Origin of the sequence: Paenibacillus sp. CFBP 13594 (genome assembly GCF_014842675.1) — a bacterium.
GTDB classification, from domain to species: Bacteria; Bacillota; Bacilli; order Paenibacillales; family Paenibacillaceae; genus Paenibacillus; species Paenibacillus amylolyticus_B.
Genome location: NZ_JACYVQ010000004.1, coordinates 523,808 through 543,370 on the forward strand (window position 1 = coordinate 523,808; position 19,563 = coordinate 543,370).

Annotated in this window: 20 protein-coding genes; 14 read left to right on the forward strand and 6 right to left on the reverse strand. The window is 47.6% G+C overall.

The features are described from left to right. Positions 1–810: a response regulator transcription factor gene (locus IFU39_RS15945; RefSeq protein WP_091013900.1), complete on the forward strand. Its 810-nt coding sequence runs from the start codon at positions 1–3 to the stop codon at positions 808–810. Here the strand turns inward: IFU39_RS15945 and IFU39_RS15950 are convergent, their stop codons facing one another. From IFU39_RS15950 to nirB, 4 genes are all read right to left on the reverse strand, one after another. Then, positions 811–1,440 carry a YfbR-like 5'-deoxynucleotidase gene (locus IFU39_RS15950; RefSeq protein ID WP_192133613.1) on the reverse strand — a complete coding sequence of 210 codons (630 nt, stop codon included), beginning with the start codon at positions 1,438–1,440 and terminating at the stop codon, positions 811–813. A gap of 287 nt (positions 1,441–1,727) precedes the next feature. After that, on the reverse strand, positions 1,728–2,510 hold the full coding sequence (locus IFU39_RS15955; protein ID WP_091013903.1) for a formate/nitrite transporter family protein: 783 nt from the start codon (positions 2,508–2,510) through the stop codon (positions 1,728–1,730). Positions 2,511–2,559: 49 nt separating this feature from the next. Further along, positions 2,560–2,886, reverse strand: a complete 327-nt coding sequence (nirD, locus tag IFU39_RS15960; protein WP_091013905.1) for a nitrite reductase small subunit NirD — start codon at positions 2,884–2,886, stop codon at positions 2,560–2,562. 58 nt (positions 2,887–2,944) lie between these two features. Continuing rightward, positions 2,945–5,374 (reverse strand): nitrite reductase large subunit NirB, encoded by a 2,430-nt coding sequence (gene nirB / locus IFU39_RS15965; protein ID WP_192133615.1) that lies wholly within the window; start codon positions 5,372–5,374, stop codon positions 2,945–2,947. Positions 5,375–5,649: 275 nt separating this feature from the next. Between nirB and IFU39_RS15970 the strand changes: the two genes are divergently transcribed. Further along, positions 5,650–6,357, forward strand: a complete 708-nt coding sequence (locus tag IFU39_RS15970; RefSeq protein ID WP_036615169.1) for a metal-dependent hydrolase — start codon at positions 5,650–5,652, stop codon at positions 6,355–6,357. Positions 6,358–6,576: 219 nt separating this feature from the next. Here IFU39_RS15970 and IFU39_RS15975 read toward each other — a convergent pair whose 3' ends face one another. Further along, on the reverse strand, positions 6,577–6,897 hold the full coding sequence (locus IFU39_RS15975; protein WP_091013910.1) for a hypothetical protein: 321 nt from the start codon (positions 6,895–6,897) through the stop codon (positions 6,577–6,579). 181 nt (positions 6,898–7,078) lie between these two features. Next, on the reverse strand, positions 7,079–8,152 hold the full coding sequence (locus IFU39_RS15980) for a M42 family metallopeptidase (RefSeq protein WP_192133617.1): 1,074 nt from the start codon (positions 8,150–8,152) through the stop codon (positions 7,079–7,081). A 680-nt stretch (positions 8,153–8,832) separates the two neighbouring features. On the opposite strand from IFU39_RS15980, the gene spoVAC reads away from it, so the two are divergent. The 12 genes from spoVAC to yqeK all read left to right on the forward strand — a co-directional run bounded on the left by spoVAC (position 8,833) and on the right by yqeK (position 19,539). Then, positions 8,833–9,336, forward strand: a complete 504-nt coding sequence (spoVAC, locus tag IFU39_RS15985; RefSeq protein ID WP_036615164.1) for a stage V sporulation protein AC — start codon at positions 8,833–8,835, stop codon at positions 9,334–9,336. After that, positions 9,333–10,349, forward strand: a complete 1,017-nt coding sequence (spoVAD, locus tag IFU39_RS15990) for a stage V sporulation protein AD (protein ID WP_192133619.1) — start codon at positions 9,333–9,335, stop codon at positions 10,347–10,349. The genes spoVAC and spoVAD overlap by 4 nt, the downstream gene beginning before the upstream one ends. A gap of 5 nt (positions 10,350–10,354) precedes the next feature. Continuing rightward, positions 10,355–10,705, forward strand: a complete 351-nt coding sequence (gene spoVAE, locus IFU39_RS15995; protein ID WP_047843814.1) for a stage V sporulation protein AE — start codon at positions 10,355–10,357, stop codon at positions 10,703–10,705. A 208-nt stretch (positions 10,706–10,913) separates the two neighbouring features. Further along, on the forward strand, positions 10,914–11,870 hold the full coding sequence (locus IFU39_RS16000) for an AAA family ATPase (protein ID WP_062835567.1): 957 nt from the start codon (positions 10,914–10,916) through the stop codon (positions 11,868–11,870). A gap of 66 nt (positions 11,871–11,936) precedes the next feature. Beyond that, positions 11,937–13,121, forward strand: coding sequence for a DUF58 domain-containing protein (locus IFU39_RS16005; RefSeq protein WP_244661007.1), 1,185 nt, complete (start codon positions 11,937–11,939; stop codon positions 13,119–13,121). Further along, on the forward strand, positions 13,118–15,331 hold the full coding sequence (locus IFU39_RS16010; RefSeq protein WP_192133621.1) for a DUF4129 domain-containing transglutaminase family protein: 2,214 nt from the start codon (positions 13,118–13,120) through the stop codon (positions 15,329–15,331). Before IFU39_RS16005 ends, IFU39_RS16010 begins: the two co-directional genes overlap by 4 nt. A gap of 110 nt (positions 15,332–15,441) precedes the next feature. Next, a complete protein-coding gene (locus tag IFU39_RS16015) occupies positions 15,442–15,969 on the forward strand; it encodes a YqeG family HAD IIIA-type phosphatase (protein WP_036615148.1) in 528 nt (175 codons plus the stop codon). Then, the gene (gene yqeH, locus IFU39_RS16020; protein ID WP_017687184.1) at positions 15,966–17,093 is read left to right on the forward strand and encodes a ribosome biogenesis GTPase YqeH; all 1,128 of its coding nucleotides are present in this window, start codon (positions 15,966–15,968) and stop codon (positions 17,091–17,093) included. Before IFU39_RS16015 ends, yqeH begins: the two co-directional genes overlap by 4 nt. Before the next feature lie 44 nt (positions 17,094–17,137). Then, positions 17,138–18,007 (forward strand): shikimate dehydrogenase, encoded by an 870-nt coding sequence (gene aroE, locus IFU39_RS16025; protein WP_091013919.1) that lies wholly within the window; start codon positions 17,138–17,140, stop codon positions 18,005–18,007. A gap of 82 nt (positions 18,008–18,089) precedes the next feature. After that, positions 18,090–18,383: a ribosome assembly RNA-binding protein YhbY gene (yhbY, locus tag IFU39_RS16030; protein WP_017687186.1), complete on the forward strand. Its 294-nt coding sequence runs from the start codon at positions 18,090–18,092 to the stop codon at positions 18,381–18,383. Between the two features lie 15 nt (positions 18,384–18,398). After that, positions 18,399–18,989 carry a nicotinate-nucleotide adenylyltransferase gene (locus tag IFU39_RS16035; RefSeq protein WP_074095918.1) on the forward strand — a complete coding sequence of 197 codons (591 nt, stop codon included), beginning with the start codon at positions 18,399–18,401 and terminating at the stop codon, positions 18,987–18,989. Further along, complete coding sequence (gene yqeK, locus IFU39_RS16040; RefSeq protein WP_091013921.1) at positions 18,973–19,539, forward strand: bis(5'-nucleosyl)-tetraphosphatase (symmetrical) YqeK; 567 nt, start codon at positions 18,973–18,975, stop codon at positions 19,537–19,539. Before IFU39_RS16035 ends, yqeK begins: the two co-directional genes overlap by 17 nt. Positions 19,540–19,563 lie beyond the last annotated feature (24 nt).

The following is a 19,563-nucleotide window of genomic DNA, read 5'->3' on the forward strand; positions in this document are numbered from 1 at the left end:
ATGACAATCAAATATAGAACGATTATTGTGGAAGATGAAGCCCTGATTCGCCGGAATGTCTCGCGCAAATTCAGAGAGCTGGACACCCGGTTCGAGGTGATCGGTGAAGCGCGGAACGGTCAGGAAGCGTTACAGCTGATCGAACATTCCGTACCTGATCTGGTTGTAACTGATATACAGATGCCGGTAATGAATGGATTGGAGCTCGCCAAACATCTGTATTTTGCCTATCCGCATGTAAAGATTGTCATTCTGAGTGGTTACCATGAATTCGAATATGCACGGCAGGCAATCAGTTACAAGGTGGAGGATTATCTGCTCAAACCATTATCGGAAGAACAGCTTCGGACACTGCTGGATGCGATGGAATTGAAGCTTGGGAGCGCTGTGGATTCACTTGCCCACGTCAGTGCCGTGCTGGACGAGCAGGTGAAGCCGGAGGATATCGCAGAGGCCATTAAGTTGTATTTGAAGCAGAATTACATGCATGAGATTACACTCCAGGACATGGCGGGACAGATGCATTTTACTGTGGACTATCTAGGAAAGTGTTTTAAGAAAGTAACGGGGGAGACTCCGCTGAAATATATGACAGGTCTGCGGATTAATGAAGCAAAACGTATGCTTGTCACCCATGAGAATATGGATATCAAGACGATTGGTGGAGCGGTAGGGTATAGTGATTCCCACTATTTCAGCCGGATCTTCAAAAACAAAACGGGCTTGTACCCTAGCGAATACCGACTGCAATTGCAGGAACGAAAAAAAGCCCTGTCCATGGATGAGGAGAACCATGTTGACCTGAGCTGATTACTGGGCCAGAGCTTCTTCGGTTATTTTGCGAATATCAAACGGGGAGCGAATACCTTCTTCAATCATGTCGGGTAGAATCTGTTCCAGGAAATACTGCACACAGTGGAGGTCGATATTTTTGATTTTGACCAATGCATAACGGTACATAACGATAAACTCTTTCTCCGTATTGCCACGTTGGAGCTCAGCAAAGGCTTCATATACCTGATCCATCTTGTCTGCGACTTCGAGAATCAGTCCTTCAACCGATTGGTCTTTGCCCTCACGCAGCTGTCTGCAGAATATAGGCTGGAACTCTTCAGGAATATTTTCATTAATAAAATGTTCAACCATGCCTTCTTCCACCTTCTGCAGCATCGAACGCAGCTCCAGTGAATAATGTTTGACTGGTGTTTTGATATCACCAATGAAGATTTCACCATAATCATGACTGCTCGTAATTTCGTATAACTTCTTCCAATCCACGATGACTCCATGCTGTTCCTCAATATCTGCGAGTGTTTTGGCGTACTGTACCACTTTCCAGGAATGAGCGGAGACGCTGTGTTCTTCGAATTTGAATTTGCCAGGTGTACGAATAATACGTTCAAGATCATTCAGTGACCTGAAGTATGTATGGATTCCCATATAAGCGATCATCCTTTGCTGATTGAGTATAAATGTGAGTATCCATCGACTATACACCAGTTATGTCAACTGTGGATTAAGGCGGATAGCGACGAAGGTAAAATGAATTTTAATTCTTTATAGAAGGACGAGAGGATGAAAGGGGAACCATGCGAGAGAGTACGATGCTTATCGACAAACCATAAAAAGCCACGATGTGTGACTGAACGTAAGTTCGGCATCCATCGTGGCTTCAGTGTGTAGATGTTGTGTTACCTGGCGCTACATAATTGCTGTTGAATAAAGAATTATGATCTTTTACGTACCGGTGAAGTATACCAGTAAGCCATTCCGACAAATAGGGCACCGCCGATGATATTACCAAGTGTCACCGGGATCATGTTATGAAACCAGCCTGCCAGAGTAATGGTATCCGGGTGGTTAGGCAACAGCCAGGACAAGGACAGCAAAGTCATATTGGCAACACTGTGCTCATACCCACTTGCAATAAAGGCGTACAGACACCACCAGATAAGAGCAATTTTGGCGATATCCTCTTTTGTGCGAGCAGCCATCCAGATTGCCAGACAGACGAGCCAGTTACAGAGAATGCCGCGGAAGAACAACTCCGATACGGGAGCAGCCATCTTTTTGGCTGAAGCGACGAATAACAGATGTTCAGGCGCAGCCGTTTTGAACAGGCCACTGCCTACAATAAGCAGGCTGAGCAGGATCGCACCTAACAAGTTGCCGAGGAAGACGAGCCCCCAGTTTTTCAGTGTATCTTTAACTGTGGTCCGGCCTGCCAGTGTACTCATGGTAAAGAACATATTGTTACCTGTGAACAGTTCCGATCCGGCAAAGATGACCAGCGTGAGCGCGAGTCCGAAGGACATGCCCATCAACATGGTTTGCAGTGGTGACTGTGCCGCAAGGAGCGGAGCACCGATACTGAAGATCAGCACGATGCCAAGTCCTACATAGGCACCCGCCATTAAGGCGGCAACCATGTAGCGTGAAAGATTGGAGTTCATCTGATCCCGTTTTTTAACTGCAGCTTCAATAATTCCCTCAACACTTGGTGTATACATCACGGTTTCCCCCATTATTTTGCATCAATCTTTGAACGTTTCAATGGAGCTATACAGCAATCCAGACCTGGCCGTTCTCTACCTTGACTGGATACATCTGGACTTGACCATTATCCGGTGCTTGCACAAGACCGGTCGTCAGATCGATTTTCCAATCATACAGTGGATCGTACAGATAATGTCCGGACACGATGCCTTCTGCCAGCGGCCCACCCTTGGGGTGGGGGTTGTGATTATCCGCAGCGAAGATGGTGCCATCCGATGCACGAAAGACAGCAAGCTGATGGTCCTTAATCTCAACTACTCTTCCGATTCGTGGCAGGAATTCTTCAACTACTCCGGCAGGGAAGTAGGTGCCTGATTGTTTTGTCGTCATCTAAAACCACTCCTTATCTATATTTAACATTCCGGTAGTATTAATCTTGCGAGCTTACTTATGGACGAGCCGATACTTCGATGCCGTGGAACATTTTGCTTTGGCCTTCCTCATTACGAATCGCTTTTTGCCAAGGTTCTTCCACATGCTCAAGTGCGAATTCAATCCGTTGCATCAACGCTTTGCGTTCCTCAAGATTATCCACGACAACCGAACGAATATGCTCCAGACCCATACGTTCCACCCACTCGGAAGTCCGCTCCAGATAGTTACCTGTCTCGCGGTAATATTGCATGATGGCTCCGCACAATTCAATTAACTCTTCATCTGTTTTCACTTTGCATAGGGAATCAGCAAGTCTTGCTTTAATACCGCCGTTACCACCGATAAAGATTTCCCAGCCGCCGTCGTTACCAACGATACCGATATCTTTTGTACATGCCTCTGCACAGTTCCGTGGACAGCCATTGACAGCGTATTTGAACTTGGCAGGCAGATCCAGACGTTCGAATTTCCGTTCAATCCGAGCACCCATAGCCATGGAATCCTGTGTACCGAATCGGCAGAATTGGGAGCCGACACATGTTTTGACCGTGCGCAGCGATTTGGCGTATGCATAACCTGAAGGCATATCCAGTTCAGCCCAGACTTTAGTCAGATCTTCTTTTTTGACACCAATCAAGTCGAGGCGCTGACCGCCGGTAACTTTGACTGCTTTCACATCATATTTGACTGAAACATCAGCGATGCGTTTGAGATCCGCTGGTGTAGTCACTCCGCCATACATCCGAGGTACGACCGTATACGTTCCATCTTTTTGAATATTTGCATTCATGCGTTCGTTAACAAAACGGGATTCCTTCTCATCTTCGTGTGTGTCTGGTGCAATCATGCCAAGGTAATAGTTGATTGCAGGGCGACATTTCGAACAACCCTCAGGCTGACTCCAACCCAGTACATTCATGACCTCTTTGGTCGTTTGTAATCCTTTTGCACGAATCTCAGCTACAATCTCATCCCGTCCCATGGAAGTACATCCGCATATTCCCTGTTTGGCTCCACTGCTGAAGCCGTCTCCCAGCACATATTGCAGAATCTGTTCCACAACCGGTTTACATCCACCGCATGAGCGTGTTGCACCGGTACAGGCTTTGATTTCATCTACAGTGGTAAGGCCCTGGTTTGTAATTACATCGACAATCGTGCCTTTAGTTACCCCGTTACATCCACAGACGATCTCGTCCTCGGGCATCGTTTCAACAGAGGTTGCTTTCTTATGACCACCGCAGCCTGTACCCATGAGTGAACCGTACAATTCCTCGGTCATTTCGGTTTGATTTTTAATCAGTTTCTGCAATTCGGCAGAATCCGTAATGTCACCGAAGAGAACAGCGCCGACCATTTTATTATCACGAAGCAGAATTTTTTTGTAGGTTCGTTTCCAGTCATCTTTGTGCGAAATGACCGTGTGCTCTGGGCTGTCGATGAATTCACCCGTTGAAAACACGTCAACACCCGAAATTTTCAATTTCGTAGATACTACAGAACCTTCATATGGAGCGGTCTCTACACCGCAGATATGTTTCGCGAGAATCGTGCCTTGTTCGAACAAGGGGGCAACGAGGCCGTAACATACCCCGCGGTGCTCTGTACATTCCCCGACCGAATACACATTCTCAAGTGAAGTCTGCATATAGTCATTCACGACAATACCCCGGTTCACTTCCATACCGCTTTCGCGGGCTACAGTCGTATTGGGTTTAATGCCTACAGCCATGACCACAAAATCAACATTCAGAACCGTATCATCTGCAAAACGTATCCCTTCAACGCGTTCGCCGCCCAGCAGTTCGGAAGTCTGCGCACCCATCTTGAACCGGATACCCTGACGTTCGAGTTCTGCCTTCAACATGGCTGAAGCTTGTGGATCAAGCTGACGCTCCATCAGATCTTCCATCAGATGCACTACGGTAACTTCCATGCCAAGTTGTACCAACCCTTTGGCAGCTTCAAGGCCTAGCAGTCCGCCCCCGATAACGGCCGCTCGTTTATACTGCTTAGCAGCTTCCAGCATGACATTGCAATCGGCGATATCGCGGAAACCGACAACACCTTCTTTGTCATGTCCCGGTACGGGGAGAATGAAGGAGTTGGAGCCTGTTGCAATGATAATTTTGTCATAAGGAACGCGAGTTCCATCTTCAGTCACAACTTCGTGTGTCTCGGCATCGATTCGTGTAACCGTTGTGCCTGTGTGCAGCGTAATGCCGTAATCTTCATACCAGTGAAGGTCGTTCAGCACGATATCGTCCAGTGTTTTGCTTCCTTCCAGTACATAAGACAACATAATGCGGTTGTAGTTAGGATAGGGCTCTGTGCCAAAAACAGTAATATCAAATCGCGTAGTTAATTTCAAAATTTGCTCAACGGTACTGATTCCTGCCATACCGTTACCAATGATAATGAGGTTCTCTTTTTTTCCGTTCATGTGTGTATGCCTCCTTGAATAGACGCTGTACATTACTCAAAATTTTAGTGGTTTATATTTGAAATTATACAAGTAGTTGACGACAATTTATGTGATTTAATTCACTAATAAAGATAAAAGAGTCATAAATATAATAATGTGAGCCCCATCACAGAAAGTTATATTAATTTTCATACAAATAAGAAATGCGAACTATTGTTCTTATTTTGTTTTCGTTGTAAAATCGGAATTGGGCCGTATTGTTCCCGATTTCTTCGAAAGGACGTTTTTGCATCATGATGGGAAGATCCCACCTTATTATCGGGACAGGCGTGTCGCTTTCTGTTCTGCAGTTGGCCGGCATGCCGGTGACTGCGCCGGCAGTTACGGTTGCTCTGATTGGTTCGTTATTGCCTGACATTGATGAGCCAAATTCGCTGCTGGTATCCAGAGCCCTGCCTAACAGTCTGATCAGGTTGTTACAGACGATTCTGTTGCCCACAGCTGTATTTGTGTACTTCTATGTTCATGCCAAACCATGGAACCTGTTGCTTGCGATCCTCATTGCGCTTGTGTCATTCCTGCCTTCGCGTTCGCTTCGCAAAGTGTTGATGTTTGCGATTGGACTAGGGCTTGTCTTCTATGGTCATGCGTTTGCACCGTGGAACTTGATTGCAGGCAGCCTACTTATGCTGTGTACAACGCTAACTCACAGGGGATTAACGCATACCCTATATGGAACAGCCATTTGGGCCGGCTTGCTTTACAGCACGACCCAGCAGCAGGGACCGGAGATCTGGGTAGCAGGAGGTACAGCATATGCCATGCACTTGTTGGCCGATTCACTAACCAATCGGGGGATTCGTCCGTTACCACCGCTCAAGTGGCGCATACGGGTGAATCTGATGAGTACAGGGACCAAACGTGGGGCCGTTGTAGAGAATGTCTGCATTGTGCTTACTCTTATTTTGGCCTGGATTGCATTCTCACCGCTATTTCTGTAATGACCAAATACCAGTCCTGCATAAGGGCTGGTATTTCTTTTTTGTTATTTACCTGTAAGCCATGAGAGGGTAATGGGATCAAGTTGCTGTTGGAGTGCTGGATAGACTTTCAATATCGGAGGAGCCAAATACAAATAAAACAACAAGAATAAGCACAATTAACAGTTCGGCGAACCCGGTTCCGTCAAACTCGGACATGTTGCCCACCTCATTTCTTTATTAAGAATTGATTCTCTGCTGAAATGCCTGTATAACATCATTAAGCGTCATATCCCCGCCAGTTTCATCCAGGAATTGTACCAGTTTGTCTGAATTGGAGGGTGTGACCTTTTGAAGTGTTTTATATTGACCAACCAATTCTACAACCAATGTAGCCTCACGAAACAACGTGACTGCATCCACTCTCAACTTTCCGCTCACCAATAACGCCGCTACAATTAGTTCCAGATTTCTTCCTTTAAGGTTGCCATTGAGAAGGGTGTTTGCGGCATTTGTTTTTTTGGAACCTTTATTCGATTTTCCATTCCTTCTCACTGCCATAACAGGTCCCCCACTGGTTGGTGTTTGGTTATTGATCTTCCATTATCGTATATCTTATGTGGCATTCTCCATAATGTTCGACCTATTAATCTAGTTGATTAAACCCAAAAAAGAGACATCCCGGTCTGACGGGACATCTCTTTCAGGTACATCATATTTAAGGACGTTCCGTTTAACCAAACTACGCGTTATTAATTATCGTATTCATCGTTGTCCGATCCAGACCTTTGACCAACTTCACGATCAGTTCTTTGGCCGCATCGTAGTCATCCGTATGAATGATGGAAGAAGAGGTGTGGATATAACGAGCGCAGATACCAATAACTGTTGAGGGCACACCGATACCGCTCAGGTGAACTTGACCTGCATCGGTACCGCCTGGTGAGATGAAATACTGCATTTTGATCTGATTGGATGAAGCCGTATCTTGAACATATTCCACCATTCCGCGATGGGTGAACATGCCCGGGTCAAAAATACGAAGCAATGCGCCTTCTCCGATATGTCCAAATGACTGTTTGTCACCTGTCATATCATTCGCCGCGCTACAGTCAAGTGCAAAGAAGATATCAGGCTGAATCAGATTGGCCGCCGTACGTGCACCGCGAAGCCCCAGTTCTTCCTGAACCGTTGCACCAGCATAAAGCGTGTTAGGCAGTTTTTCCTTGTGCAGCGCTTCAACCAGTTCAAGTGCAAGTCCAACGCCGTAACGATTATCCCACGCTTTAGCCATAATTTTCTTAGGATTGGCCATAGGTGTGAATTCACAGATCGGTACGATCTGCATCCCTGGATGAATGCCCCAGGATTCTGCTTCCGCACGGTTGTCTGCTCCAATATCGAGATACATGGAATTCAGATCCACAGGTTTGTTCCGCTGGGACTCGTCCAGCAAGTGTGTAGGTGTAGAACCTACAACTCCGGTAATCCGACGATCAGGTGTGATGATTTCCAATCGTTGAGACAGTACAGCCTGACTCCACCATCCACCCAGTGGACGGAACTTGATCATACCTGTTTCCGTAATGCCTGTAGTCATGAAACCAACTTCGTCAAAGTGTCCGGCTACCATAACTTTAGGACCGGATTCCTCCCCGCGTAATACACCAAATAGACTCCCCAGGCGATCCTGGACGAACTCATCGGTATAAGCGGAAAGCTTATCTTTCATCCAGCCGCGAAGCTCACGTTCAAAACCGGATGCGGAAGGAAATTCCGTCAACGTACGAAACATATCCATCGTTTTTTCATTCATGTGTCAACAACTCCTCTGTTGGTATGTATTTCAGGTCACAGTAGAACGGCTACCCGCCTGTTGTCCTTTTAAGATGTAGTTCAAAAAGTCTTTTATCTTCATCCCATCTTCTTGGTACTGAATACTAGACTTTTTCAACATGCACTTTAATATGCTGAGGACTTGTTATTTAACCACTGGTCACATTACAGTATGAACCTTGCGCAAGTGATTGTCCATGTTTATGTCACGTATTTAAGGCATATTTTGGGCGCTTACCGTGTCCAAGTTTCATGATTCTATCCGCTGTAGTCGCGGTCCTGATGCCACTTCAATGAATATGAATATATGGAGGAGATGTCATCATTTTTTGAAGTTCTTTATTTCAATATTTGTTTGTCTGTTTACAGGAAGGAGCTAAATATACAATGAAGCCTCCAGAAGAGGGCACGGAAAAAGTACTGTTTATCGTTCTTTTTATCTTGCTCGTGATTGTTCTTCTTTATTTATAGACGTATCTAAAAGTCCTTAGATCCGGCGTATTCCCATCTTGCTTCCACAACATGATCTTGTTGGAAACATATGCTGTCTGTCGCCGGATACATAACCTTCCGATGATTAACAAACAATGAATATAGGATTACACACATTGGCATTCAGCCGTAGCTTTGAACCATTTCACATAGAGGAGGTCTTGTATCTTGCCAGCTCAATCCGCATCCGGAAGCGAAAAAAAATCGTCGTCCCTGTCCATGGATGAAAAGGAGTACAAAAAAGTCGCAAAAAAACATGAACCGCCTCGTCCAATCCTGAAAAATTGCCTCAAAGCATTTCTGGTTGGGGGTACCGTCTGTTTGATTGGACAGGCCATTCAAGAAGCTTTTATGGCCGGTTTCGACATGACATCGAAGGAAGCTTCCAGTCCTACGGTGGCGGTCATGATTCTCATATCGGTTATTCTAACGTGTCTCGGCGTTTACGATAAAATGGCTCAATGGGCAGGAGCAGGAACTGCTGTGCCGGTTACCGGCTTTGCCAATTCCATGTGTTCTGCTGCACTGGAACATCGTGCTGAAGGACTGGTGCTCGGTGTAGGGGCCAACATGTTTAAACTTGCTGGTTCCGTTATCGTGTTTGGTGTCGTGGCAGCATTTGTCGTAGGGATTGTTTACGCCTTTTTGGGATTTGGAGGTGGGCACCTGTGAAGCGATTGGGTCGCCAGACATGGCAGTTTGAGAATCGTCCGCGGATCATTGGTAAAGCCGCAGTTGTAGGACCAGAAGAAGGCGAGGGTCCACTGTCATCTGATTTCGATTATGTCTACGACAATCTCGAGATCGGCGAGAAAACGTGGGAAAAGGGAGAACGCAAACTGCTCGAACAGGCCTCCCAACTGGCTTTGGTTAATTCAAATATCACCAAGGAAGAGCTTCAATTTTTTGTGGGTGGAGACTTGATGAATCAGATTATCAGCAGTTCCTTTTCAGCGCGAAAACTGGGTGTGCCTTACCTGGGCGTCTTTGGTGCCTGTTCCACATCAATGGAAACCTTAGCGTTAGCGTCCATGATTGTTGACTCCGGAGCTGGCGATTATGTCCTTGCAGGAACGGTTAGCCATAACTGCACGGTTGAGAAACAATTTCGATATCCGACCGAATATGGCTCCCAGAAGCCGCCTTATGCGCAATATACCGTAACAGGTGCAGGGTGTGGCGTGGTCTCACGTACCGGTGATGGTCCTGTAGTTACCAAAGCCACTATTGGACGCATTATGGATTTGGGCATCAAAGATCCTTTTAATATGGGTTCAGCCATGGCGCCAGCAGCAGCCGACACTATAATCTCTCATTTCAGGGATACGGGATTGGAACCCGGCTATTATGATCTCATTGTGACTGGGGATCTGGCCTCCGTCGGTCTGCCAATTACGAAAGAGCTTTTGCAAAAAGAAGGCATTCCCATGGAACAGACGGTTTTTAATGACTGCGGCCTGATGATCTATGATCGGGAGAAGCAGCCTTATGTTGTTGCCGGGGGAAGTGGCTGCGGATGTTCTGCCACCGTCACCTATGGTCACATTTTGAACCGGATGCAGAAGGGTGATCTTAAACGGGTGCTCGTCGTTGCTACGGGTGCGCTGTTATCTCCGATTTCGTACCAGCAGGGTGAAAGTATTCCTTGTATTGCACATGCCGTAGCTATTGAAAAGGAGGAATAAAGGTAATGCAGTTCTTGTGGGCATTTATCGTTGGCGGTTTAATCTGTGTTGTCGGACAGCTTCTAATGGATGGGGTTAAACTGACGCCAGCTCATACCATGAGTACACTTGTTGTGACAGGTGCGCTTGCGGATGCATTTGGCGTGTATGACCCCTTGGTTAAATTTGCAGGTGCGGGTGCTACCATCCCCATCACAAGTTTCGGTAATTCCTTGGTGCACGGGGCATTGACGGAGCTGGAAAAAGAGGGATGGCTGGGTGTGATTACAGGGATTTTCGATCTGACTGCGGCGGGGATTTCGTCAGCGATCATCTTTTCTTTTCTCGCGGCATTGGTCGTTAGACCAAAAGGCTAACATAGAATGAGAAATCTCCTTGAACATATTGCGATTCAGCAGAGGCTCCGGATAACTTCTATCCGGGGCTTTTTTGTCGTATTCATGCGAGAACTGCGGTGAATCTGACGGGCTGGAAACAAATTGTGAGTTCCTTCGAGTGTACTCGTGACTCTGGATCATGTACAATAAAAGGAAATCTGTATGCTTTTTTAGGAGGTTAGACCACATGCCTGTGCGCAAAGAGTCGATCCAAATCATATCCGCAGTTCGTTCAAATCTGGAATCCTGTATTATGGGGAAATCCTTTGAAATTCAACTTTTACTTACAGCTTTGCTTGCAGGCGGGCACGTTCTGATTGAAGACGTACCGGGAACTGGCAAAACGCAATTAATCAAGGCATTATCGAAATCCATGCGTGGTGAGTACCGGCGTATTCAATGTAATCCTGATATTTTACCTAGTGATATTACGGGCGTATCTGTGTTCCATCCGAAGGATGAGCGTTTTTATTTCCGGCCAGGTCCTGTGATGACCAACATCTTGCTAGCTGATGAGATTAACCGGGCCACAACAAAAACCCAATCGGCTCTGCTCGAAGTAATGGAGGAGCGCAGCGTAACCGTTGATGGCGATACGTATGATCTGCCACATCCATTCATGCTCTGTGCAACTCAGAATCCGATTGATTTTGAAGGTACGTATACTTTGCCGGAAGCACAACTCGACCGGTTTATGTTGAAAATAAGTCTAGGTTATCCCGATAAAGAAATTGAGAAAACACTGCTCAAGACACATCAGTTGGGCCAGCCTGTAGATCGGCTTGAATCCGTGACCCATATGGATCAGATCTCGGCAATTCAACAGGAGATCAAAGAAGTCTTTATCGGTGATCCTGTCATGGACTATCTGCTGGATGTTGTTCGTCAAACCCGCTCCCACCCATCTGTATTGCTGGGTGCCAGCCCACGTGCAGCCATATCATTCATGATGGCCGTAAAAGCCTTTGCTTTCTTGCAGGAACGTGATTATGTGCTTCCGGATGATGTAAAAACGATGGCCCCTTATGTGATCTCTCATCGTATTGTGCTTCGTCCTGAATCGAGACTGGACAGTATGAGTTCCGAGGCCGTTTTGAATGCCGTACTCCAGCAAGTACGCGTGCCCGTCTCCATGGGGCAATAGTTCATGAAGCCGCTTTTGAGAACAGTCAATAGAGGGTTACGCCACCCACGCGTATGGAGCATCGCAATGGTGTGGATGTGCTGTCTGGCTTATGTTTTGTTTCAGGGCGGGAAGACATCCCTTATGTTGCTGTCAATGGTGACCCTGCTCTGTGTGTACCTTGCCATTGCTGGATTTAGCGGGGTAAGACGTGCTCAAGGAGTTCGTAGGTTATCTTCTGGTCCAGACCACGAAGAATTGCTGCATGCGGGTGACCAGGTTCAAGTACAGCTGAGTCTTACGATTCCGGGATTCCTCCCGCTTCCCTATGTTGTTGTACGTGAAATGCTGCATCGGCATAACGGAGAATCGTGGTCGTTCAAGGAAAGTTTGATTCCCAATATGCGAGGTAATGGCGAGTTGTCTTTTCAGACACCGCCACTTGAGCGGGGGAAGTATGTTTTTTCAGAAACGGAATGTGCCAGCGAGGACATATTTGGACTGATTGAACATCGAGGAAAGTTTAAGGCCAAAGGTGAGTTTCGCGTACTGCCAAGAACGGTATTTATTCCATATTGGCAGCTCTACGACCGCAAATCACGGCTATCCGGTCCTCAGACGGCGTTAACCCGCTCACGGAGAGAGACTACTCAGATCAATGGTGTACGTGACTACGTATACGGAGATCGACTTTCCCGCATTCACTGGAATGCAACGGCAAAGACAGGGAACTGGAAGTCCAAGGAGTTTGAACATGAGTCTGTGCCCAAAACCGTTCTGGTTCTGGATGCGCTGGCATCAAGTTATGAACATGGGGATGCATTTGAAATTGCCGTTTCCACGGCTGCCTCTCTGCTGGAATATGGTGTCAGGGAACGAATGGGGATGGGATTGTTGACATTGTCAGAACAGACATCCTTCATGGTCCCCAGTGAAAGTCTGATGGAACGACAGAAGATGATGCATCATCTGGTGGATATTCAATATAACGGTCAGGATACCCATCTGTTGCCCGGCGTGGAAAGAATCGCACGTCAACTGCCTCAGGGAGCTTACTTTGTCGTGATTTCTCCCCAGAAGGATGAAAAAATAATGGAACTGTTGCGCTGGGCCGATACGAGGGGCATGACGCCATGTCATATTCTGATCGATACCAGTGAATCTCGCCGGAGTGCCGAGTGGAATGCAATGCTGCGTGGAAGAGGCACGAGGTCATTCACTGTTTCTCACCTGCAGGAGCTTCCAACGGTGATGGGGGGAGGTTCTGTATGAGTACAAAAGGAAATGAAAGTATTGCAGGCAAACGATCCTGGTATCATGCAGCGTCATTGCTCTGGATTTTCCTGATTGGCATGCAGTGGATTTCATTTACGCAGGAATCGTGGTACACGGAGACAACTTCTCTGGTGTTATGGACACTTGCAGCGGTCAGTGTGCTGGAGGTCATTCTGCCCTTCAAAACGATGTATCGGGCGATCATCAAGGCGGTCGTTGTTGGTTACATTTTGCATAAAACGCTGATTGATTATACGGTGTACATCCCTTATGGCTCTTTAACGGACCGAGCGGAGCAATTCATATTACACATGACGCCGTACATCTGGTTCTCCCTGTGTGCATGGGTGATGCTTGAAGCTGCGCTTCGACTCGTGACCACAACACGTCGCATTCTTGTTTTTCTGGGTGTTAACATCATTTCGATGGGGATTCTCGATTCTTTCACCCAGATTCCACTCTGGATTGAAATCGCGTGGGTGATGTTTGCGGGGATGGGATGGCTCGTATGTCAGCATTTCCGTAACTATCAGCTACAGTATCCACAAGGTTGGAAACGAATCATCCGGTATCCTTATAAAGTCCTGGCCAATATTGCCATTATCTTTTCTTTAATTATTGTAGCCAGCGTTAATATGCCGGAGATTCCACCCACCTTGACGGACCCATATACGGCGTGGCGTAACTATACAGGAACTTCCACAAGTCAGGCTGGTAACGGAAACCTTGATATTCCCGCGGCTACCGAATCGGGATACAGCAGGGAAGACAATCAGCTTGGTGGAGGGTTCAACTTCGACTATACCCCTGTTATGTCTGTCACCACCAATGAGCGTAGTTACTGGCGCGGTGAGACACGTGCAGAGTATACAGGTACAGGCTGGGATGACCGTGGACGGGGTGCGACAGAGAATGTTGAAGCCGGACAGCCTCTGGAGAACCAAGAATCCGGTAATGTGAATACCAAGCAAGTAACTCAGAACGTAACGATGCTGAATGATAATGTCTATCCGATTCTCTTTGGTGCTTATTCGATCTCGGAAGTGAGCTCCATTAATGGTGAGGACAGAACGGAACGGATGTTGTGGAATGCTGAACAGGCTGAACTGCATGTGGTGACAGACCGTCAGCAACCGCAGTATCCCAAGACGTATACTATCGTATCGGAAGCCCCTGTGATTGTGGAAGATGAGCTTCGTACGAAGTCATTTGAAGATCTGTATAACAGTAATCCGGCAGATGATATGTACTTGCAGTTACCATCCCGTTTCCCTGACCGGGTTTCGGATCTAGCAGCCGAGATAACGGCATCTGCGAATACTCCGTATGAAAAAGTGGCATTACTGCAAAACTATTTACAAACTAATTTTGAATACACGAACAATCCGGATTTATCTCGAAAAGTAAGCAGCGACTTTGTGGAAGGTTTCCTGTTCGATATTATGGAAGGCTACTGTGATTACTTCTCCACTGCGCTGGTGATGATGGCGCGCTCGGAGGGCATTCCTGCAAGATGGGTTAAAGGTTATGCGCCTGGACAATTGTCCCTGAATTCGGACATGCAGGCTCCACGTCAACCTGGCGCGGAGATTGAGACGAGCTACACCGTTACCAATGCAGATGCACACTCCTGGGCAGAGGTTTACTTTGGTGAATATGGATGGATTCCTGTTGAGGCAACGCCGGGCTTTGATATGCCGCTGCTGACGGAACAGCCTGATGTACAGCCTGTAGATGAGCCAGAAGAAGAGCCAGAAGAGGAGCCGGTACAAGAGGAGGAGCAGACCCCTGCACCTGAGCAGACATCGTCTGCCATCCCGACTTTTGTTATCTGGGCTGCAGGAGCCATTATTGTAATGTGGGTAGCATACATGTTCTGGCGTAATCGTTTCTCCATGCGATTCTTCCTTCTTCGTCTACGGACAGGTGGACCGCTCACCCCTGAACAGAAGGTAGTGGCAGAGACCGAGCGTTGGATTCAGTATGTGAAACGCAAAGGGTTAACCCGGAGCGGAGACGAGACACTTCGTGAATCGGTAGCCCGCTGGAGCCAGACAAAACCTGCTGCAGAAGCAACATTGTATGAGCTTCTCACGAAGTTTGAACAGACTCGTTACAGTCCGGCGTCCGTAACTGCCGACGACTGGAAGGGTGTCTATCAGACCGCCTTGAAGCTGCGGAAGGAACTGAAAGCGGAACGGGCATAGTTGTTGCCCGTCCCGTTTTTCCTTTTTTCCTATGCCATCAGGCGCTGTATGCATTTTCAGGAAAGACGGATTTGTGATATAGTGTGTCGTATGAAACTGAGGTGACTTCTTTGTTTAAAATGTTAATGCCCAAGCTGCGTGTAGACACGGTTTTTGACATTAATCTGGAAGAGCTGTACGCTCAAGGCTACCGTGGAATTATAACTGATCTGGATAACACACTCGTTGGAGCCAAAGCCCCTGACGCTACGCCCGAACTGATTGAATGGTTTGCACGTGTGAAAGAGGCCGGTTTCAAGCTGATGATTGTGTCCAATAACAATTTGAATCGTGTATCCCTGTTTGCGACCCCGCTGGATATCCAGTTTGTGCATAGTGCACGCAAACCATCGAATGTACCGTTTCGTAGAGCAATGAAAATGATGGAGTTATCTCCTGAAAACACGATTGTAGTAGGCGATCAGATGCTTACGGACGTTTATGGAGGGAACCGAATGGGGTTATATACCGTTCTGGTACTGCCAATCTCCATTGGGGACGAAGGTTTTATGACCCGCTTCAATCGACGCGTGGAACGGATTGCTCTAACGAGTTTACGCAGGAAAGGCTTATGGCTTGAGGAGGAAAAGAAGAAATGACAGAACCGCATAACGGCAATCTTGCCGTAAGGTGCAGCGGATGCGGCGTGCATCTGCAAACAGAAAATTCGGAATTACCAGGGTTTATCCCTGAGAAGGCATTGGATCGTGAACCGGTTATATGCCAGCGCTGTTTCCGCATCAAAAACTACAATGAGTCATCATCCGTTACGGTGGATCAGGACGAATTCCTGGCTCTGCTTAGCAAAATCGGGGATAAGGATGCACTTGTCATCCATATCGTTGATTTGTTTGACTTTGATGGCAGTATTATCTCCGGTCTGCAACGTTTTGTAGGCAACAATCCGGTATTGCTTGCTGTGAACAAAACGGACTTGCTTCCGAAAGTAACCAACTGGAACAAGGTTCGCAACTGGGTACAGAAGCAAGCCAAAGAACAGGGTTTGCGCACCGTGGATGTCGTCTTGTGCAGTGCGAAGCAAAATCAGGGCTTTGACCGTCTGCTTGAGCTTGTTGGAACCTATCGCGAAGATCGTGACGTCTACGTGGTTGGCGGTACCAATGTGGGTAAATCCACACTGATTAACCGTCTGATCCGTGATTACAGCGATCTGGAGCAGGAGCTGACCACGTCCCGTTATCCGGGAACAACGCTGGATATGGTGAACATTCCGCTGGATGATGGAAAATATATTATTGATACGCCTGGAATCGTGTATCCATGGCGTTTCAGCGAGATTGTTTCACGTAAGGATCTCGCCGCCATCATGCCTGAAAAGCCGCTTAAACCGGCTGTGTATCAGTTAAATTCCGGTCAGACGCTGTTCTTCGGCGGCATGGCTCGATTTGACTTTGTGGAAGGTGATCGCCAGTCGTTCACTTGTTTTATCAGCACTGCGCTTGATATTCACCGGACGAAGCTGGAGCGTGCAGATGACCTGTACCGCGACCATCTGGGAGAATTGTTGTCTCCGCCAACCCGTGAGGATGCAGCAGAGATGGCTGAATGGACCAGACATGAATTCCGCATCAAACGCGGCAGTCAATCGGATGTATTCATCTCGGGTCTGGGTTGGATTAAGGTTAATGGCGATATTGGAGCGCTTGTTGCTGTTCATGCTCCAAAAGGCATTCGTGTACAGATCCGCCCATCCTTGATCTAGTAATCTCAGAAGCTGTACATCAGATGGATCGGAGGCGGAACACTATGTCTGAGCAGAAAAAGTTCAACTCTTCACTTCCCGTGTTGCTTGGTGTTATGGGTGATCCTATTGCTCACTCCAAGTCTCCGGCAATGCACAATGCGGCTCTGCAGGCTGCAGAAGTGAATGGAATGTATATGCCACTGCATGTTCATCCGGATCAACTGGAAGCGGCCGTTCGGGGAATTGTGGCACTGGGCTATCGTGGTGTTAATGTCACCATCCCGCACAAAGAGCAGGTGATGCAGTATCTGGATGTGATCGATGAAAGTGCTCGCCTGATTGGTGCGGTGAATACCATCGTTAATGAAGGTGGAACACTGACAGGGTACAATACCGATGGTATTGGTTATGTCCGATCGCTGAAGGAAGAGGCTGTGCCTGAGCTTGCGGGCAAACGTATCGCTGTATTGGGAGCAGGTGGAGCGGCAAGAGGCGTTATATACGCACTTGCATTGGAGAAGCCTGAGCAGATCCACATTCTGAATCGTACAGCGGACAGGGCTGTTGCACTTGCTTCGGATTTACGTGGCCATGGCTTGGGAGAAATCTCGGGCAGTGGCATGGAAGACGCTGCAACGGTACTGGCTACGGCTGATATCGTGATTAACACAACGGCTGCCGGTATGCATCCTCATGTTGATGACGTTCCGGTTGATCCTGAACTGATCCGTGAAGGAGCAGCGGTGAGTGATCTGATCTACAATCCGCTGGAGACCCGTCTGCTTCGAGAGTCTCGGTTACGTGGATGCACAGTGCACGGTGGTCTGGGGATGTTTGTATACCAGGGCGCCGTAGCTTTTGAACATTGGCTCGGCATCCCGGCTCCTGTGGAAACGATGAGACGAGCGGTACTAAACAGTTTTGAAGTGTGAAAATAATAATTGAATGGTCAGGTCCGGACAGTTTTTGCGCTGTCGATCAGGGCCTGCTCAACATAAGGAGTATGGAGTATTCATGTTAAACGGTAAACAAAAGCGCTTTTTGCGGTCACAGGCACATCACCTGACCCCTGTATTTCAGATTGGTAAAGGTGGAACAAACGAGCACCTGTTCCGTCACATTGAAGATGCGATTGAGAAGCGCGAATTGATGAAAGTGCAAGTGCTCAACAACAATGACGAGGACAGAAAAGAGATGGCAGAAGAAGTTGCCCGTGAAACGGGAAGTGAGCTTGTACAACTCATCGGTAACACAATCATCCTGTACAAAGAATCTCGCGATAATAAACAAATCGAACTACCTAGATAAGGGAGCGTGACGCGGGTGAAGATCGGTATCATGGGTGGTACGTTTGATCCGATCCACATGGGACACCTCCTGGCAGCTGAAGCGGCAAGGGACTCACATGCACTGGATGAGATCTGGTTCATGCCTTCCCATGTTCCACCTCACAAACGCGGAGCCGGAGCTTCGGGACAGCAACGTCTCGATATGACGGAAGCGGCTGTGAAGGGTGTGCAGCAATATGAGGTGCTGGGTATCGAGATGGAATTGGGCGGAGTGTCTTATACCATCGATACGATGAAGGAACTGTGGCGTCGCCATCCTGAACATGAATTTTATTTCATTATCGGGGCGGATATGGTGAACTATCTTCCCAAATGGGAGCAGATTGAAGAGCTTGCAGAACGCTTAACCTTTATCGGAGTTGGTCGGCCGGGCTTCCAGTTACATCTGGATGATTTACCAGACGAGTTACAGGATCGGGTCCTGCTGGCCGAGATGCCCTTGGTCGATATTTCATCGACCGCCGTACGCAGACGTCTGGCCAAAGGACATTCGGTACGCTTCATGATTCCTGATGAAGTGCACCAATACATTGTAAGGAGCGGTTTATATGGCACTAAGCCGTGATGAACTGATTCAAGCCGTATCCGGACAAATGCCGGAAAAACGCTGGAAGCATACACTGGGTGTAATGGAATCGTCAGTGATGTTGGCTGAAAAATACGGTGCTGATCCTGTGAAAGCAGATCTGGCAGCGATATTGCATGATGTGGCGAAGTACTGGCCCGTAGCGGAGATGGAAGCGGTCATCCGTGATAACGGATTAAACCAGGAACTTCTGCAGCATGACAAACAGCTCTGGCATTCCGAAGTCGGTGCTTTTGTAGCCGAGCGTGATTACGGTGTAGAGGATTCCGAAGTTATTAATGCCATCCGGTGGCATACCTCGGGTCGGGTAGGCATGAGCCTGCTGGACAAAGTGGTATGTCTTGCCGATTACATTGAACCGGGACGAGATTTCCCGGGAGTGGATCACATTCGCGAACAGGCTGAACGTAGTCTGGAGGAAGGTTTAATTGCCGGATTCGATTCGACGATCAGCTTGCTGATATCGCAAAGACGTGTCATTTATCCTTTGACCATGCTGTCGCGGAATGACTTAATTGCACAATTATAGAGTTGTTCAAAAAGTCCACTTTTG

Coding starts and splice junctions, on each gene's coding strand:
- nirB (WP_192133615.1), bottom strand. CDS start 5,374: ATGAACGGAAAAAAAGAGAACCTCATTATCATTGGTAACGGTATGGCA.
- yqeH (WP_017687184.1), top strand. CDS start 15,966: ATGACAGAACCGCATAACGGCAATCTTGCCGTAAGGTGCAGCGGATGC.
- yqeK (WP_091013921.1), top strand. CDS start 18,973: ATGGCACTAAGCCGTGATGAACTGATTCAAGCCGTATCCGGACAAATG.
- IFU39_RS15975 (WP_091013910.1), bottom strand. CDS start 6,897: ATGGCAGTGAGAAGGAATGGAAAATCGAATAAAGGTTCCAAAAAAACA.
- IFU39_RS15955 (WP_091013903.1), bottom strand. CDS start 2,510: ATGTATACACCAAGTGTTGAGGGAATTATTGAAGCTGCAGTTAAAAAA.
- IFU39_RS15970 (WP_036615169.1), top strand. CDS start 5,650: ATGATGGGAAGATCCCACCTTATTATCGGGACAGGCGTGTCGCTTTCT.
- IFU39_RS16010 (WP_192133621.1), top strand. CDS start 13,118: ATGAGTACAAAAGGAAATGAAAGTATTGCAGGCAAACGATCCTGGTAT.
- IFU39_RS15980 (WP_192133617.1), bottom strand. CDS start 8,152: ATGAATGAAAAAACGATGGATATGTTTCGTACGTTGACGGAATTTCCT.
- IFU39_RS15945 (WP_091013900.1), top strand. CDS start 1: ATGACAATCAAATATAGAACGATTATTGTGGAAGATGAAGCCCTGATT.
- IFU39_RS15950 (WP_192133613.1), bottom strand. CDS start 1,440: ATGGGAATCCATACATACTTCAGGTCACTGAATGATCTTGAACGTATT.
- IFU39_RS16000 (WP_062835567.1), top strand. CDS start 10,914: ATGCCTGTGCGCAAAGAGTCGATCCAAATCATATCCGCAGTTCGTTCA.
- spoVAE (WP_047843814.1), top strand. CDS start 10,355: ATGCAGTTCTTGTGGGCATTTATCGTTGGCGGTTTAATCTGTGTTGTC.
- IFU39_RS16005 (WP_244661007.1), top strand. CDS start 11,937: ATGGTGTGGATGTGCTGTCTGGCTTATGTTTTGTTTCAGGGCGGGAAG.
- nirD (WP_091013905.1), bottom strand. CDS start 2,886: ATGACGACAAAACAATCAGGCACCTACTTCCCTGCCGGAGTAGTTGAA.
- aroE (WP_091013919.1), top strand. CDS start 17,138: ATGTCTGAGCAGAAAAAGTTCAACTCTTCACTTCCCGTGTTGCTTGGT.
- yhbY (WP_017687186.1), top strand. CDS start 18,090: ATGTTAAACGGTAAACAAAAGCGCTTTTTGCGGTCACAGGCACATCAC.